The following is a 16,664-nucleotide window of genomic DNA, read 5'->3' as shown; positions in this document are numbered from 1 at the left end:
GCGCCACGGCGATCGTGGCCGAGCTGACCAACACGCCGTTCGACCTGGCCACCGGGCCGCTGGTGCGGGTGCACCTGATCACCCTGTCGGCGACCGATCACGTGCTCTGCCTGGTCCTGCACCACCTGGTGGCCGACGGCTGGTCATTGAAGATCATCTTCTCGGAGCTGGCCGCCTGCTACACCGGGAACGCGGCCGGGCTGGGCGTCCCGTCGATCGACTACCGCGACTTCGCGGCCTGGCAGCGCGGCCGCGAGCCGTCGCGGGAGTCGCTGGACTACTGGCGCGCCAAGCTCGACGGCGTGCGGCCGCTCGACCTGCCCACGGACCGGCCGCGGCCGGCCGTACGGGTGGCCGACGGCGACTACTGCGCGCGGCGCATCGGCCCCGAGCTGACGGCCCGGCTGGAGCAGCTGGCCAGGGACGAGCGCGGCACGCTGTTCATGGTCCTGCTGGCCGCCTACCAGCTCCTGCTGGGCGCCCACTGCGGCGCCGACGACCTGACGGTGGGCTCGGTCATCGCCGGCCGCGACCGCCCGGAACTCCAGGACGTCGTCGGCTTCTTCCCCGAGACGCTCGTGCTGCGCGGCGACCTGTCCGGCGACCCGTCCTTCCGCACGCTGCTCGCGCGGACCAGGGCGACGGTGCTGGACGCGTTCGCGCACCAGGACATCCCCTTCGAGCGCCTGCTCAACGACCTCGGCATCCGCCGCGACCTGAGCACGACGCCGCTGTTCCAGGCGATGTTCGTGATCCAGGACAAGGAGGCCGGCGCCCTGCCGCTGCCCGGCGTCGAGGCGGAGATGTTCGACCCGGGCGCGACCCAGGCGAAGTTCGACCTGATGCTGGACGTCACCCAGTTCGACGGCTCCCTCTGGGCGATGTTGTCCTACGCCCGCGACCTGTTCGAGGAGGAGACCGCGACGCGGCTGCTGCGGCGGTGGGAGCGGGTGCTGGAGGCGGTCGTGCGCGACCCGGGCACGCCGCTGTCCGCGCTGCGCGCGGCCATGCTGCTGCCCGAGGACCGGCCGCCGGTCCTCGACACCCCGCAGCCGCCCGCGCGCGACGTGCTGGACCTCTTCCAGGAGCGCGTCCGGCTGGCGCCCGGCGCGACGGCGGTGAGCCACGGCGACCGCCGGGTCACCTACGCCGAGCTGGACGCCATGGCCGCCGCGCTGGCCGGACGCCTGGCCGCGGCCGGGGTCGGCCCGGACACGGTCGTGGGCCTGCGCGCCGGGCGCTCGGTGGAGCTGATCGCCGGGATGCTCGCCGTCGGCCGGGCGGGCGGCGCCTACCTGCCGCTCGACCCCGCGTACCCGCCGGAGCGGCTGCGGTGGATGGCGGCGGACGCGGGCGCGGCCCTGGTGCTGGACGAGGACGATCTCCGCGAGTCGCCGCAGGCGCCGCACGCCGAGGTCGCGGGGCCGGGCTCGCTGGCCTACGTGATCTACACCTCGGGCTCGACCGGGCGTCCCAAGGGCGTGGAGGTGCCGCGCGAGGCGCTGGCGTCGCGGGTGGGCTGGATGCGCGGCCACTACGAGCTCGGGCCGGGCGACCGCGTCCTGCAGTTCGCCTCGCCGAGCTTCGACACGCACGCCGAGGAGATCTACCCGGCGCTGGCCGCCGGCGCGGAGCTCGTCCTGTGCCCGGACGAGCCGCTGCCGGACTTCCTGAAGACGCCGGAGGGCGCCGCGCTCACCGTGCTGGACCTGCCCACGTCGTACTGGCAGGAGCTGGTGGCCATGGGCGTCGAATGGCCGCCCGGCCTGCGGCTGGTCATCCTGGGCGCCGACCCGCTGCCCGGCCCCGCGCTGGCCGCCTGGTACGCGTCCGGCCCGCAGGGCGTGCGGCTGGTCAACAGCTACGGCCCCACCGAGGCCACGATCATCGCCGCCACCGCCGACATGGACCCCTCGGAGGCGCTGCGCCGCCCGGCCGTGGGCGTCGCCCTGCCCGGCACCACGCTCCAGGTGCTGGGCCCCGACGGGCTCCCGGTGCCGGCCGGTGTCGCGGGCGAGCTGCACATCGGCGGCAGCGGCCTGGCCCGCGGCTACCGGGGCGCGCCCGCCCGCACGGCCGAGCGTTTCGTGCCCGGCCCCGGCGGCTCGCGCCTCTACCGCACCGGCGACCGGGCCCGCTTCCGCCTGGACGGCAGGCTGGAGATCCTCGGCCGCCTGGACCGGCAGGTGAAGGTGCGCGGTTACCGCGTCGAGCCGGGCGAGGTGGAGTCGGCGCTGCTCGCCCACCCGTCGGTACGGCAGGCCACGGTGGTGGTCCACGACGACCGCCTGATCGCCTACGCCGTCCACGACGCCGGGGACGACGCGTTACGCGAGCACCTCGCCGCCGAGCTGCCCCCGCACATGGTGCCCAGCGCGATCGTCTCGCTCGACCGCATCCCGCTGACCCCTGGCGGCAAGGTCGACCGGGACGCGCTGCCCGCGCCGGGCCGGCCGCGCGGCGCCGGCTACGAGCCGCCGGCCGGCGCGGCCGAGGAGCTCGTCTGCCTGGTCTGGGCCGAGGTGCTGGGGCTGGAGCGGGTGGGCGCGCTGGACGACTTCTTCCAGCTCGGCGGCCACTCGCTGCTGGCCACCAGGACCACGGCCCGCATCGCCGCGGCCATCGAGCTTGACGTGCCGCTCAAGCTGGCCTTCACCCACCCGACGCCACGCCTGCTGGCCGCGGCCCTGGAACACCTGGCCGAGGAGGCCGACGAGCGTGGATGAACGGCAGGCGCGCGTGCAGGCCCGCTTCCGCAAGGCGATCGCGGGCCTGGGCGCCGCGGAGCAGATCCCGCGACGCGCCGAGGGCAGCGATCCGCCGCTGTCGTTCGCGCAGGAGCGGCTGTGGTTCATGGAGCAGTTCGCCCCCGGGACGAGCGCGTACGTGCTGCCCGTGTCGGCCAGGCTGCGCGGCCCGCTCGACGCCGGACGGCTGCGGGAGTCGCTGGACGCCGTGGTCGCCCGGCACGAGAGCCTGCGCATGACCTTCCCCGCCGGCCCCGACGGGCGGCCGCAGGTGCGGGTGGCGGACCGGGTGCGGGTGCCGCTGCGCGTCGTGGACGTGCCGGACGAGGCGGCGGCCAGGCAGGTGCTCAGCGCCGACGCCGCGCTCCCCTTCGAGCTGGCGGACGGCCCGCTGCTGCGCGCCACCCTGGTACGGCTCGCGCCCGACGACCACGCGCTGCTGGTGGCGGTCCATCACATCGTCGCCGACGGCTGGTCGGCCGATCTCATCCTCCGCGAGCTGCTGACCCCGCCGCAGAGCGGGCCGCCGCTGGGGTACGGCGACTACGCGTCGTGGCAGCGGGAGCGGCTGAGCGGCGACCGGCTGGCCGGCGACCTGGCGTTCTGGCGCGCCGAGCTGGACGGGTTGCAGGTGCTCGACCTGCCCCTGGACCGGCCGCGCCCGCCCCGGCAGAGCTTCCGGGGCGGCTGGCACGACGTCCAGCTCGACGTGGCGGCGTTCGGCGAGTTGTGCCGGGCCGAGGGGGCGACGCTCTACATGGGGCTGCTCGCCGCCTTCCAGGTGCTGCTGGCCCGCTGGTCCGGCACGACCGGCTTCGCGGTGGGGTCGCCGGTGGCCGGACGGACCCGGCCGGAGTTCGAGGACATGGTCGGGCTGTTCGTCAACCTGCTGCCGCTGCGGGCGCGGCTGGCGGGCGACCCCGGCTTCGCCGAGTTGCTGCGCCGCACGCGGGACGGCGCGATCGAGGTCTACGGCCACCAGGAGCTGCCCTTCGAGAAGCTGGTCGCCGAGCTGGACCCCGAACGCGACGTCAGCCGCCCGCCGCTGGTCCAGGTGCTGTTCGCGCTGCAGAGCTACCGCGGCGACGGCGAGGGCTTCGAGCCGGACAGCACGACCACCCGGTTCGACCTGGAGCTCTACGCCGCCGAGCGGGGCGAGCAGCTGGAGGGCCGCTTCGTCTACAACGCCGAGCTGTTCCGGCCGGAGACGATCGAGCGGCTGGCGCAGCGGTTCGCCGCGCTGTTGCGTGCGGTGGTGGCCTCCCCCGACGTGCCGGTGGGGCGTCTGGACATCCTGCCGGACGAGGAGCGGAAGCAGCTCGCGCGGTGGAACGCCACCGACCGGGAGCATCCCGGCGGCACCCTGCACGAGCTGGTCTTCGCGCAGGCCGAACGCACCCCCGACGCGACGGCGCTGGTCTTCGAGGGCGACCGGCTGACCTACCGCGAGCTGGCCGAACGGGCCCGCGCGGTCGCGGCCGGGCTGGACGTGCGGGTGGACCAGCCGGTGGGCGTCTGCATGGAACGCGGCCTGGACCTGCCCGTCGTGCTCCTCGGCGTGCTGGCCGCGGGCGGCGCCTACCTGCCGCTCGACCCGTCCCACCCGGCGGAGCGCACGCGTGGCATGCTGGCCGACGCGGGCGCCGACCTGATGGTCACGGCGGCGGACGTACGGCCGGCTGCGGCGTCCGTGGTGCGGGTGCGTGCGGACAACCTGGCCTACGTCATCTTCACCTCCGGCTCGACCGGACGGCCCAAGGGCGTGGGCGTCTCCCACCGCGCGATCGTCAACCGGCTGCGCTGGATGCAGGACACCTTCCACCTCACCCCCCAAGACCGCGTCCTGCACAAGACACCCACCACCTTCGACGTCTCGGTCTGGGAACTGTTCTGGCCGCTCATCACCGGCGCGACCATGGTCATCGCCCGGCCCGGCGGGCATCGCGACACCGCCTACCTGCGCGACCTCATCAAGACCGAGAACATCACCACCACCCACTTCGTCCCCTCCATGTTGCAGGCGTTCCTGGAAGAAGAGGACGTCCAACTCCCGCCCCGGATCATCTGCTCCGGCGAAGCCCTCCCACCCGGCCACGACCTCCCAGGACTCCACAACCTCTACGGCCCCACCGAAGCAGCCGTCGACGTCTCCTGGCACCCCTGCCAACCCGGAGAAACCACCGTCCCCATCGGCAGACCCGTCGACAACACCACCCTGCACGTCCTCGACGCACACCTCCAGGAAGTCCCCATCGGCACCCCCGGCGAGCTCTACATCGGCGGCATCCAACTCGCCCGCGGCTACCTCGGCAAACCCGCACTCACCGCCGAACGCTTCCTCCCCGCACCGGGCGGACAACGCCTCTACAAAACCGGCGACCTCGCCCGCTGGCTCCCCACCGGCGAACTCGAATACCTCGGCCGCACCGACCACCAAGTCAAGATCCGCGGCATGCGCGTGGAGCTGGGCGAGATCGAGGCCGTGCTGCGCGAGCAACCCGGCGTGACGGCGGCGGCGGCCAAGCTGGTGAACGGCCGCCTGGTCGGCTACGTCGTCGGCGACGTCCCGGACCTGTCCGACGCGCTGCCGGATTTCATGGTCCCGACGGCGTGGGTGCGGCTGGACCGCCTGCCCGTCACCGCCAACGGCAAGCTCGACCGCGCCGCCCTCCCCGCGCCCGACCGCCCGGCCGACCTGCCGTGGGAGCCGCCGCGCGGCGCGGCGGAAATCGCCGTCGCGCAGGTCTGGCAGGAGGTGCTCGGCCTCGACCGGCCCGGCCGGCACGACACCTTCTTCGCCGTGGGCGGCGACTCCATCAGCAGTCTCAAGGTCGTGGCCCGGCTGCGCGCCACCGGCTACGACGTGGAACTGCAGCAGCTGTTCACCCATCAGGCGGTCGCCGAACTGGCCGCCGTGCTGCGGCCGCGGCAGGCCGTACCGGAGACCACGGCGGGAGCCTTCGACCTGCTCAGCGTGGCGGACAGAGAGAGGCTCACGCGATGATCATCGACGCCTACCCGCTCAGCGCCCTCCAGGCCGGGATGCTGTACCACAGCGAGCTGGACGGCGTGACCTTCCACGACCACACCACGCTCACGCTGCGCGGCACGTTCGACGAGACGGCCCTGGTCAGGGCGCTGGATGAGCTGTCGGCCCGGCACGAGGTGCTGCGGACGTCCTTCGACCTGACCGGGTTCAGCGAGCCCGTCCAGCTCGTGCACGACCGGGCGGAGATCCCGCTGACCGTCTCCGGCGGCGAGCCGGAGTACGGGCCGTTCGACTGGACGCGGGCTCCCCTGCTCCGCGTCCACGTGCGGCCCGAAGCCGACCGGTTCGCGCTGACCGTCTACTTCCACCACGCGATCCTCGACGGGTGGAGCGTCGCGAGGCTGGTCAGCGAGCTGCTGGAACGCTATGCGACCCCCGGGCTGGCGGTGGAGCCGCCGGCGGCGCGCTTCCGTGACCTGGTGGCGGCCGAGAAGGCGATGCTCGCCCGGCCGGAGGCGGCGGAGTTCTGGCGGGAGGCGGTCGCCGAGGCGCCGGAGGGCCGGTTGCCCCGGATGCCCGGCTATCCCACCGGCGGGCCGCGCGAGGTCGCGGTGCTCGCCACGGCGCTCCCCGGCGAGCTGGCCAAGGCGCTGGCCGAGCAGGCGGCCGCCGCCCGGGTGCCCCTGCGGTCGGTGGTGCTCGCGGCGCACGTGCGCGTCATGGCGCTGGTCACCGGCGATCCCGACGTCCTGACGGGGATGCTCACGCACAGCCGTCCGGAGAGCGAGGCCGGGGACGAGGTGCTCGGCCTGTTCCTCAACACCGTCCCGCTGCGGGTCCGGGCCGACGCGCCCGACCTAATCCAGCGGGTCTTCCAGGCGGAGGTGGCGGCGCTGCCGTACCGGCACTTCCCGCTCTTCGAGATCCAGCGGGCCAGCGGTCGCGCGCGGCTGCTGGACACGCACGTGGACTTCCGCGACTTCCACGTGAACGGCGCGGCCGCCACGCCCATCGAGGGTCAGGACTTCTTCGAGCAGACCGACTTCGCCTTCAGCACGGCCTTCGTCCGGACGCCGGGCCAGGGGCTGACGCTGACCATCTCCTACGACACCACGCAGTTCCCCGCCGACCAGATCGCGGCGATCCGGGACCACTACCTCCGCGCCCTGTCCAGAGAGATCGGCATCTCGCCGCAGGACGCGGCTCAGCTCGCACGCTGGAACGCCACCGAGCGGGAGCATCCGGGCGGCACCCTGCACGAGCTGGTCTTCGCGCAGGCCGAGCGCACCCCGGACGCGACGGCGCTGGTCTTCGAGGGCGACCGGCTGACCTATCGCGAGCTGGCCGAACGGGCCCGCGCGGTGGCGGCCGGGCTGGACGTGCGGGTGGACCAGCCGGTGGGCGTCTGCATGGAACGCGGCCTGGACCTGCCCGTCGTGCTCCTCGGCGTGCTGGCCGCGGGCGGCGCCTACCTGCCGCTCGACCCGGCCGATCCCGAGGAACGGCGGCGCGGCATGCTCGCCGACGCGGGGGCCGCGACCGTCCTCACCGCCGCGGGCTCCGGAGGCGGGTTCACGCCGCCGTCAGTGCGTGCGGACAACCTGGCCTACGTCATCTTCACCTCCGGCTCCACCGGACGCCCCAAGGGCGTGGGAGTCTCGCACCGGGCGATCGTCAACCGGCTGCGCTGGATGCAGGACACCTTCCACCTCACCCCACAGGACCGCGTCCTGCACAAGACCCCGACCACCTTCGACGTCTCGGTCTGGGAACTGTTCTGGCCGCTCATCACCGGCGCGACCATGGTCATCGCCCGGCCCAGCGGGCATCGCGACACCGCCTACCTGCGCGACCTCATCAAGACCGAGAACATCACCACCACCCACTTCGTCCCCTCCATGTTGCAGGCGTTCCTGGAAGAAGAAGGGATTCAGCTTCCGCCCCGGATCATCTGCTCCGGCGAAGCACTCCCACCCGGCCACGACCTCCCAGGACTCCACAACCTCTACGGCCCCACCGAAGCAGCCGTCGACGTCTCCTGGCACCCCTGCCAACCCGGAGAAACCACCGTCCCCATCGGCAGACCCGTCGACAACACCACCCTGCACGTCCTCGACCCACACCTCCAGGACGTCCCCATCGGCACCCCCGGCGAGCTCTACATCGGCGGCATCCAACTCGCCCGCGGCTACCTCGGCAAACCCGCACTCACCGCCGAACGCTTCCTCCCCGCACCGGGCGGACAACGCCTCTACAAAACCGGCGACCTCGCCCGCTGGCTCCCCACCGGCGAACTCGAATACCTCGGCCGCACCGACCACCAAGTCAAGATCCGCGGCATGCGCGTCGAACCAGGGGAGATCGAGGCCGTCCTGCGCGCCCAGCCGGGGGTCCGCGACGCGGCCGTCACGGCGCACGGGCACAGCCTGGTCGGCTACGTGGTGGGCGACGTGCCCGACCTCCAGGACGTCCTGCCCGACCACCTGATCCCGCGCCGGTGGGTGAGCCTGGACGCCCTCCCCCTCACCCGCAGCGGCAAGCTCGACCGGGCCGCGCTGCCCGCTCCGGAGACGGCGGGCGGCCGGCCGTACGTGCCGCCTCGCGACGAGGTGGAGGCGCGCCTCGCCACGCTCTACGAAGAGGTGCTGCAGGTGCCCGCGGCCGGGATCCTGGACGACTTCTTCGAGCTCGGCGGCCACTCGCTGAGCGCCCTGCGGCTGGCCGCCCGCATCCGCCAGGAGCTGGGGCGGAGCCTGCCCGTGGGCACCGTGCTGACCGCGCCGACGATCAGCAAGCTGGCCAGGGTGCTCCGCCAGCCCGAGGACCTGGCGCCGCCGAGCCACGTCGTGCCGCTCAACCCGGACGGCGACCGCACGCCGATCTTCTTCATCCACGCGCTCGGCGGCCAGGTCTTCCGCTACCACCCGCTGGCCCGCCGCCTCGGCCCCGACCAGCCGGTGTACGCCATCGCCGCGCGCGGGCTGGTGCCCGGCGAGGAGCCGCACGCCACGCTCGCCGAGATGGCCGACGCCTACGTGGCCGACCTGCTGGAGGTGCGGCCGGCGGGGCCGTACGTGCTGGGCGGGTTCTGCATCGGCGGGAACATCGCCCTGGAGGTGGCCAGGCGGCTGCGCGAGCGCGGCGAGCAGGTGCCGCTCGTCGTGCTCCTCTACGCCAACGCCGAGGAGCCCGTGGCCGAGGCGTCGCTGGAGGACGACACGGTCCTGCTGTTCCACGCGCTGGCCGGCGGCCCCGAGGAGACCCTCGGGCTGGACCCGGCCGAACTCGCCGCCCGGCCGCCGGAGGAGCAACTCCTGACGGTCATGGGCGCCGCGTCCGCCGCCGACCGGCTGGCGCCGGACACCGCCGAGGTCGAGCAGGCGCGCCGCTACCTGGCCGTCTTCCGGGCCAACGCGCACGCGGTCGGCGGCTTCCGGCACGAGCCCTACGACGGCGACGTCGCGCTCTTCGCGCCCAGGCGCGAGGACGGCAACTGGCCCTCCGTCGCCAAGGGGCGGCTCGCCCACGTCGCGATCCCCGAGGAACGCGTCCCCATCCTGTACGAACCCCTGGTCGCCGGAGCGGCCACCGAGATCAGAAGGTGGATGGATCATGGCATCCCCGACCAGTGAGCAGACGAGCCTCTGGAAGCACCCCGACTTCCTGCGGCTGTGGGCGGGCCAGAGCCTGTCGCAGTTCGGCTCGGCGATCAGTCTCTTCGCGTTCCCCGTCATCGCGGTCACCGTCCTGAACGCCTCCGAGGCGGAGATGGGCGTCGTCGGCTTCCTGCTGCGGCTGCCGATGGTGTTCTTCCTGCTGTTCGGCGTGCTGGCCGACCGGGTGCGCAAGCGGCCCATCCTGATCTGGACGGACGTGGCGCGTTTCGTGCTGCTGATGCTGATCCCGGTCGCGTGGTTCGCCGACCTGCTCACGCTGACCTGGCTCTACGGCGTCATCTTCGGGCTCGGCCTGCTCAGCACGCTCTTCCAGACGGCCTACCGGAGTTACTTCCCGTTCCTGGTGCCGCGGGAGAACTTCATGGAGGGCAACTCCAAGCTGCAGCTGACCGAGTCGGCCGCCCAGACGTTCGGGCCCGGCCTGGCCGCGGCGCTGCTGAAGGTGCTCGCCGCGCCCGCGCTGCTGATCATCGACGCGGTGTCGTACCTGGCCTCCGCGATCGCGGTGTCCCTGATCAAGCGGCCGGAGGCCCGTCCGGAGCCGGACGACACCACCCCCGCGCAGGTGCACAAGGCGATCTGGCAGGGCATGGGCTGGGTGATGCGGCACCGGCTGATCCGGCCGCTGGCCGTCTCCTCGGCCGTGTACTCGCTGTTCATCCTGGGCTCGATGAACTCGATCTACGCCCTGTACGTGATCCGCGACCTGGACGTGCCCGCGGGCTGGTTCGGCAGCATCCTGGCCGGCGGCGGCGTGGGCGCGATCATCGGGGCGCTGGTCGCCGTCAAGGTGATGCGGCGTTACGCGATCGGCAAGGTGCTGGTGTGGTCGATGGTGTACGGCAACCTGGCGCTCTTCCTCATCCCGCTGGCCGTCGGGCCGGTCTGGGTCTCGGTGGCGATGCTCGTCGTCGCGCAGCTGGTCAGCGGCGTCAGCTCGCAGATCTTCTTCGTCACCAACACCAGCCTGGTGCAGACGGTCACCCCGCCGCACCTCCAGGGCCGGGTGGTGGCCTCGATCTACTCGCTGGGCCTGATCCCCGCCCCGCTGGGCGCGCTCGGCGCCGGCCTGCTGGCCGGCGCCGTGGGCACGCGTACGACGCTGTGGGCGGTCATCGCCGTCGGCGCTCTCGTGCCGATCGCGGCGATGGCCTGGTCGCCGCTGGCCAAGCTCATCGGGATGCCGGAGCCAGACTCGCAATGAGCCGCAGCTGACGGCTGCGCAGCCGCCGGGTGGGCGTGACCAGGCCGACGATCAGCGTGGTCGCGCCCGCCTCCTGGTAGGCCGCCATCCGCTCGCGCACCTTGCCCGCGGGGCCGCACATGGTCATCGCGTCCACGAGCGCGTCGGGCAGCATCGCCATGGCCTCGCCCTGCCGCCCGTCGAGGAAGGCCTCCTGCATGCGGGCGGCCTCCTGCTCGAAGCCGAGCGTGGCGGCCAGGCGGTTGTAGAAGTTGGTCCGGCGCGAGCCCATGCCGCCGAGGTAGAGGGCGAGCATGGGCCGCATCATGTCGTAGGCCAGCTCCTGGTCCTCCTCGACGAGCGTGAGCACCATGGGCGCGACGTCCAGGTCGGCGCCGTTCAGGTGCTTGGCCATGCGGGCCAGGTGGTCGGGCGGGAAGTGGATGGCCAGCCAGCCGTCGGCGAGCTCGCCGGCCAGCGCGACCGTCTTCGGGCCCATCGCGGCCAGGTAGACGGGCAGCCGCTCCTGCACCGGCGCGACGGCCAGCGTCAGCTCCTTGCCCTCGCTGCCGGGCAGGGGCAGCGTCATCGTGGGTCCCTCGTGCCGCACCGGCTCGCCGTCCAGCGCCTTGCGCACCACCTGGAGGTAGTCGCGGGCGCGGGCCAGCGGCCGGTCGAAGCGCTCGCCGTGCCAGCCCTCGACCACCTGCGGGCCGGACGGGCCCACGCCCAGCCGGGCGCGGCCGCCGGAGACCTGGTCGAGGGTGGCCGCCGTCATCGCGGCGACCACGGGCTTGCGTCCCGACATCTGGAGCACGCCGGTGCCGAGCGCGATGCGCTCGGTCTGCCCGGCGATCCAGGCCAGCAGTGTCGCCGGGTCGGTCCCGTAGGTCTCGGCCGCCCACACGGACGAATAGCCCAGGGCCTCCGCCTCGCGGACCAGCGCCAGGTGGTCGGCCGGGCCGAGGCCCGCGCCGCCCCAGTAGCTCATGCTGTAACCGAGGCGCATCCCATCTCCTCAACGATCGCGGCGGCCAGGGCGTCGGGGGTCTCCTCGGCCAGCCAGTGGGTGGAGTCGAGCTCCTTCAACGCGGGCCTGTGCACGCTCTGCCGCCGCCAGCCCAGGAGGCCGCCCCGGGTCAGCGAGGCGTCCCTGGCTCCGTACAGGACGGAGATCGGCACCGGCAGCGGCGGCCCCGGCCGGTGGTGGTAGCCGGCCAGCAGCCCGAAGTCGGCGCGCAGCGCCGGCTCCAGCACCGGCCAGAGCGCCTCCCGGTCGGCCAGCTCCGGCGGGACGCCGCCGAGCTCGATCAGCTGCTCCCAGAACAGCCACGACGGCAACGACGGCAGGCGGCGCAGCAGCAGGGTCACGTCCGGCGCGGCGAACGAGCCCACGACCAGCCGTTCCGGCCGCCCGCCCAGCTCGACCACGCGCCGGCAGACGAGGAAGGCCAGCAACGCCCCGCTGCAGTAGCCGAACAGCGTGTACGGCTCACGCCACCCGGCCAGGTCGCGCGCCAGGTCGTCGACCAGCCCGTCGAGGTCGGTCCGCGGCTCCTCGGCGAGCCTGGCCTGGCGTCCCGGCAGGTTGACCGACCACAGGCCCACCTCGGGCGGGAAGTGCCCGGCGAGCTCGCCGAGCGAGGCCGGACCGCCGCCCGCGTGCGGGAAGGCGACCAGCGCCCGCTCCCCCTCCTTGACCTGGACGTACCACGGCGTCATCGGGCTTCCCCCAGGTGCAGGGCCAGTTCGGCCGGCGTCGGATGGTCGAACACGGCCCGCACCGAGACGGCGCGGCCCGCCAGCTCCTCCAGCGGGCCGATCAGCCGGACGGCCAGCACGGAGTGGCCGCCGTTGAGGAAGAAGTTGTCGTGCGGCCCGAGCCCGGGCCGGTTCAGCGCCTCGCTCCACAACGCCACCACCTGCCGGACCAGCCCGTCGCCCGCCTCCCGCGCCGGGGCGCGGCCCTCGTCGGGCACCTTCAGGTCGCGGTAGGCGATCTTGCCGTTGGCCGTGGTGGGCAGCCTGCCGACGACGATGTACCGGGTGGGGACGGCGTAGTCGGGCAGCCGCGTCCTGGCGAAGCGCCACAGCTCCTCCTCGGCGGTCTCGCCGGTGACCTCCAGGAAGGCGGCGAGCCGTCCGTCGGTCTGCGGGTCGCCGTCGAGGATCACCGCGGCCGTGCGCACCGCCGCGTGCTCGTGCAGCGCGGCCTCGACCTCGCCGAGCTCGATGCGGTGGCCGCGCAGCTTGATCTGCCGGTCGTCGCGGCCGAGCAGCTCCAGCCCGCCGTCGTGGCGGATGCGCGCGCGGTCGCCGGTCCGGTAGAACCGGCCGTACCGGTCGTGGTGGCCGAAGCGCTGCGCCGTCAGCTCGGGCCGGTCGAGGTAGCCCGCGCTCACCCCCGCGCCGGCGACGCACAGCTCGCCCGGCACGCCCGGCGGCAGCTCGCGGCCCGCGGCGTCGGTGACGAAGATCTGGGTGTTGGCCAGCGGCTCCCCGGCGGGCACCGGGTCGAGCGGCGGCTCGCGCAGCTCGGCGGCGGTGGACCAGATGGTCGTCTCGGTCGGCCCGTAGACGTTGAACACCCGGCAGCCCAGCCCCAGCAGGTCCCTGGCCAGGGCGGCGGGCATCGGCTCGCCGCCGCACAGCACCGTGCGCCCGGCCAGCTCGCGCCCGGCCTCCGGCGCGATCAGCCGCCACGCGGTGGGCGTGGCCTGCACGACCTGGACGTCGCTCGCGGCGATCAGCTCCAGGAACCTGCCCGGCTGCACCTGGTCCTCGTCGGAGGCCACGACCACGGTGCCGCCGGAGGCCAGCGGCAGCAGCAGCTCCAGCCAGGAGATGTCGAAGGAGGTGGTGGTGGACCACAGCACGCTGGTGGGCGCGCCCAGCCGGTCGGCGAAGTCGAGCACGAGGTTCGTCAGGTTCGCGTGCGTGACCTGCACGCCCTTGGGCTGCCCGGTGGAGCCGGAGGTGTAGATGACGTAGGCGATGTCCCCGGCCTCGGCGGGTCCGGGCTCCCCCGGCGTGCCGGGCATCGGCACGACCGGCGTCCCGCCCGCCCAGTGCGGACTGCCCGCCGCGACGACCAGCCGCGCCCCCGAGTCGGCCACCTGGAAGGCCAGGCGCGACTCCGGTTGCCGCACGTCCAGCGGCAGGAACGCGGCTCCCGCCTGCCACACGCCGAGGACCGCCGCCACCAGGTCCGCCGAGCGTCCCAGGGCCAGGGCGACGACGTCGCCGCCGCCCACCCCGCGCTCGCGCAGCAGGTCGCGGACCGCGGCCGCGCGTCCCAGCAGCTCGTCGTAGGTGACCTCGTGCCCGCCCTCGCGCACCGCCACGGCCGGGCCCGGCACGATGCGCCCGGCCAGCGTGCCCGGCCAGGTGCGGCCCGTGTCGTTGACCCGGTCGAGCAGCGCCCGGTCGGCCGGGGAGAACACGTCCGGCACGCCGCCGCGCGCCGCCTGCCGCACCACCGCGCACAGCCTGGCGGTGAACGCCGCGATCTCGTCCTCGTCGTGCACCTCGGTGCTGTGCACCATGCGGACGGTGAGCCGGTCCGGCTCCTGGATGACGTTGCACTGCATGTCCAGGCGGCTGCGGTCGATCAGGTTGTCGACGTATCCGGGCACCTCGCCCTGGATGTGCACCTTCTCGTCGCTCCAGGGCCGGTAGTTGAACATGTGCCGGAACAGCGGGACCCGCCAGTCGTCCGTGCCGTGCCCGCGGCGGGTCAGCACCGCCTCCACCGAGGCCCCGGCGTGCTCGACGCCCTCCGCGAACGCCTCCTCCACGCGCCTGGCGACCTGCTCGAAGTCGTCGTCCAGCTCGACGTGGACGCGCAGCGGCAGGGTGCTCACGGCGTAGCCGACGCGCCGGTGCTGCTCGCCCGTCTTGGTGCTGACCGGCATGCCGATCACCAGGTCAGGGCCGGCGCCGTGCCCGCGCAGCGTCAGCAGGAAGGCGGTGGCCAGCACGATGTTGCCGGTGGTGCGCAGCCTGGCGCGCAGCTCGTCCAGGGCCGCCACCGTCTCGGCGTCCACCTGCCAGGAGCAGGTGTGCCCGGCGAACGTCGGACGGCCCGGCGAGTGCCGGCTGCCCGGCAGCACCATGGCGGCGGGGTCGACGCCGTCGAGCCGGTCCAGCCAGTAGCCGATCGACTCCTCCGACGGCTCCCCCGGCTCCAGCATCGGCGCGGGCCCCGCCAGCTCCGGGGGCAGCGAGCCGTGCCCGGTCTGGCTGTCGTAGAAGCGGCCCAGCTCCTCCACCAGGAGCTGCATGGAGGTGCCGTCGATGATGATGTGGTGGCCGGCCAGGCACACCACGGTTCCCGCGCCGTCGGGCAGGGTGAAGTGTCCCACCCTGATGAGCAGGTCGCGGCCCAGGTCGAAGGGCTCGTCCAGGAAGGACTGCAGGTCCGCGACCAGCGTCTCCTCCGTCGTGGCCCGGGTCTCGACCTTCAGCTGGGCGTCCTGCGGGGCCACCAGGTGCCGGACGGGCGTCCCGTCCACCACGGGGAACCGCAGCCGCAGCGCCGGATGCCGCTTGACCAGCCGGTTCACCGCGATCTGCAGCGGCAGCCGGCGCAGCGGCGTCTCGAACCTGAGCGCCACCGCCAGGTTCGACACGCCGCTGTCCGGCGCGAGCTGCTCCAGCACCCAGAACGAGTACGGCACCGCGGACAGCGGGCGCGGCTCCTCCACGGAGGCGGGCAGCTCCGGCTGCGGCCTCGGGATGGGGACGCGTTGCAGCGGATGATCGGGGTCGAGCGCGGCCCAGTCCACCCGGCCGCCGCCCGTCCAGAACCTGGCCACGGCGGCCAGCAGCCCCGCCCGGTCGGGACCCGCCTCGACCGCGGCCCCGTCGGCCCCGGCGTTCGCCCGCGTGAGGGCGGCGAGCGTGTCGTGCGGCGAGGGGTCGTCCGCGAGTGCCACGGGGTCCGGGACGTCCGGCAGGACGCCCCAGGCGGCGAGGGTGGCCGCCAGCCCGTAGGCGGCGGTGAGGGCGGGTGACGCCTGGACGCCGCGGGCTTCGAGTACCTCTTCGCACACGTCCACGGCCTGGGTGAACACCGGCTCCACGCCGTACAGGCCGGCCGTCCCGGCGGAGAGGGTCAGGCGGACCGGCTCCTGCTCGTAGGCGTGCTCCCGGCCCAGCGCGAGGGCGGCCTCCGCGGCGCTCCGGCAGACCACCGCGCCGCGCACGGGGTGGTGGACGCGTCCCTGCTGGAGGGTGCCCGCCACGTCGGCGTAGCGGTCCTCCGGCAGCCCGGCGAAGAAGCCGGCCAGGCCGCGCCGTACCGACTCGGCCTCCTCGCGGGTGCGGCCGGACCACACCACGACCCGCGGACGGCCGTCGCCCGGCGCGTGCACCGGCGGGTAGCCCTCCTCGACCTCCAGGTCGTCGGGCCAGATCACCCGGTGCACCAGGTCGCCGTCGAGCAACGCCCGGTCGAGCAGCCGCAGGACCAGGGTGCCGCGCAGCGTTCCGGACGGCAGCTCGCCGGCGTCGGTCACGGCGAGCTCGCACTCCCCGGCCAGCAGCGCCGCGCAGGCCTTGCCCACCCCGCCGTACAGCCGGACGACCTGCGCTCCGGGATCGTGCCCGGCCTCCTCGACCGCCCCGGCCTCCAGCGGGAAGCGCCCCACCGCGATCACCGCGACGGGCTGTTCGTGCGAGGTCACCGACCTTCCTCGCGGATCCTGGCGCGCACGTCGCGGCGGCTGCCGCCCAGCGGACGGCGGCGGACGCCGTCCTGCCTGGCCGGGGCGGGCGCCTGGCCCTTCGCGATCAGCTGCGAGAGCGCGCGCAGGTTCGGGTGGGTGAACATCGCGGTGACCGGCAGCTTCAGGCCCAGCGCCTCAGTGATCTCCTCGTGCAGCTCGACCAGCGCGAGCGAGTCGAAACCGGCTTCGAAGAAGTTGAGGTCGGGATCGAGGGCGCGGCCTAACCTGCGCTCCACGAGTGATGCAACCGCGTCGGCCTGGGTCATCCGGCGTCCTTCGTCTCGCCTGCGATCGGACGGGATCACCGTCCACCTCCCAGCATCCTTCCCGAGCGCCGTA

General features: G+C 73.9%; 8 protein-coding genes (1 of these 8 cut by a window edge). 4 read left to right on the top strand and 4 right to left on the bottom strand.

The features are described from left to right. The 4 genes in view from ACFYUV_RS35010 to ACFYUV_RS34995 are tightly spaced (each overlapping or abutting the next) and all read left to right on the top strand, a layout consistent with a single transcriptional unit that may run on beyond the window. Window positions 1-2,726: the 3' portion of an amino acid adenylation domain-containing protein gene (locus ACFYUV_RS35010; RefSeq protein WP_387676345.1), read on the top strand. 406 nt of this gene lie to the left of the window's left edge; 2,726 of the gene's 3,132 nt are visible here — the last part of the coding sequence; the start codon falls outside the window, past its left edge; the stop codon is at window positions 2,724-2,726. Next, complete coding sequence (locus ACFYUV_RS35005) at window positions 2,719-5,751, top strand: amino acid adenylation domain-containing protein (RefSeq protein ID WP_387676342.1); 3,033 nt, start codon at window positions 2,719-2,721, stop codon at window positions 5,749-5,751. The genes ACFYUV_RS35010 and ACFYUV_RS35005 overlap by 8 nt, the downstream gene beginning before the upstream one ends. Next, window positions 5,748-9,368, top strand: a complete 3,621-nt coding sequence (locus ACFYUV_RS35000) for an amino acid adenylation domain-containing protein (RefSeq protein WP_387676338.1) — start codon at window positions 5,748-5,750, stop codon at window positions 9,366-9,368. Before ACFYUV_RS35005 ends, ACFYUV_RS35000 begins: the two co-directional genes overlap by 4 nt. Continuing rightward, the gene (locus tag ACFYUV_RS34995; RefSeq protein WP_387676335.1) at window positions 9,349-10,617 is read left to right on the top strand and encodes an MFS transporter; all 1,269 of its coding nucleotides are present in this window, start codon (window positions 9,349-9,351) and stop codon (window positions 10,615-10,617) included. The genes ACFYUV_RS35000 and ACFYUV_RS34995 overlap by 20 nt, the downstream gene beginning before the upstream one ends. Here ACFYUV_RS34995 and ACFYUV_RS34990 read toward each other — a convergent pair. The 4 genes from ACFYUV_RS34990 to ACFYUV_RS34975 are packed head-to-tail and all read right to left on the bottom strand — an operon-like array spanning window position 10,586 to window position 16,591. Then, the gene (locus ACFYUV_RS34990) at window positions 10,586-11,605 is read right to left on the bottom strand and encodes an LLM class F420-dependent oxidoreductase (protein WP_358297780.1); all 1,020 of its coding nucleotides are present in this window, start codon (window positions 11,603-11,605) and stop codon (window positions 10,586-10,588) included. The two genes, ACFYUV_RS34995 and ACFYUV_RS34990, sit on opposite strands and share 32 nt — an antisense overlap. After that, a complete protein-coding gene (locus ACFYUV_RS34985; protein WP_358297783.1) occupies window positions 11,584-12,318 on the bottom strand; it encodes an alpha/beta fold hydrolase in 735 nt (244 codons plus the stop codon). Before ACFYUV_RS34985 ends, ACFYUV_RS34990 begins: the two co-directional genes overlap by 22 nt. Further along, window positions 12,315-16,283 (bottom strand): amino acid adenylation domain-containing protein, encoded by a 3,969-nt coding sequence (locus ACFYUV_RS34980; RefSeq protein WP_387676331.1) that lies wholly within the window; start codon window positions 16,281-16,283, stop codon window positions 12,315-12,317. Before ACFYUV_RS34980 ends, ACFYUV_RS34985 begins: the two co-directional genes overlap by 4 nt. Further along, on the bottom strand, window positions 16,280-16,591 hold the full coding sequence (locus ACFYUV_RS34975) for an acyl carrier protein (RefSeq protein ID WP_358297791.1): 312 nt from the start codon (window positions 16,589-16,591) through the stop codon (window positions 16,280-16,282). Before ACFYUV_RS34975 ends, ACFYUV_RS34980 begins: the two co-directional genes overlap by 4 nt. Between the last annotated feature and the right edge of the window lie 73 nt (window positions 16,592-16,664).

This window comes from Nonomuraea sp. NPDC003560, from assembly GCF_042878785.1.
GTDB lineage: Bacteria > Actinomycetota > Actinomycetes > Streptosporangiales > Streptosporangiaceae > Nonomuraea.
This window is presented reverse-complemented; position numbering and strand designations above follow the sequence as displayed.

What these genes read in the sequence shown, in the direction of transcription:
- ACFYUV_RS35000 (WP_387676338.1), top strand. Translation starts at nt 5,748, where the DNA reads ATGATCATCGACGCCTACCCGCTCAGCGCCCTCCAGGCCGGGATGCTG.
- ACFYUV_RS34995 (WP_387676335.1), top strand. Translation starts at nt 9,349, where the DNA reads ATGGCATCCCCGACCAGTGAGCAGACGAGCCTCTGGAAGCACCCCGAC.
- ACFYUV_RS34990 (WP_358297780.1), bottom strand. Translation starts at nt 11,605, where the DNA reads ATGCGCCTCGGTTACAGCATGAGCTACTGGGGCGGCGCGGGCCTCGGC.
- ACFYUV_RS34985 (WP_358297783.1), bottom strand. Translation starts at nt 12,318, where the DNA reads ATGACGCCGTGGTACGTCCAGGTCAAGGAGGGGGAGCGGGCGCTGGTC.
- ACFYUV_RS34975 (WP_358297791.1), bottom strand. Translation starts at nt 16,591, where the DNA reads ATGACCCAGGCCGACGCGGTTGCATCACTCGTGGAGCGCAGGTTAGGC.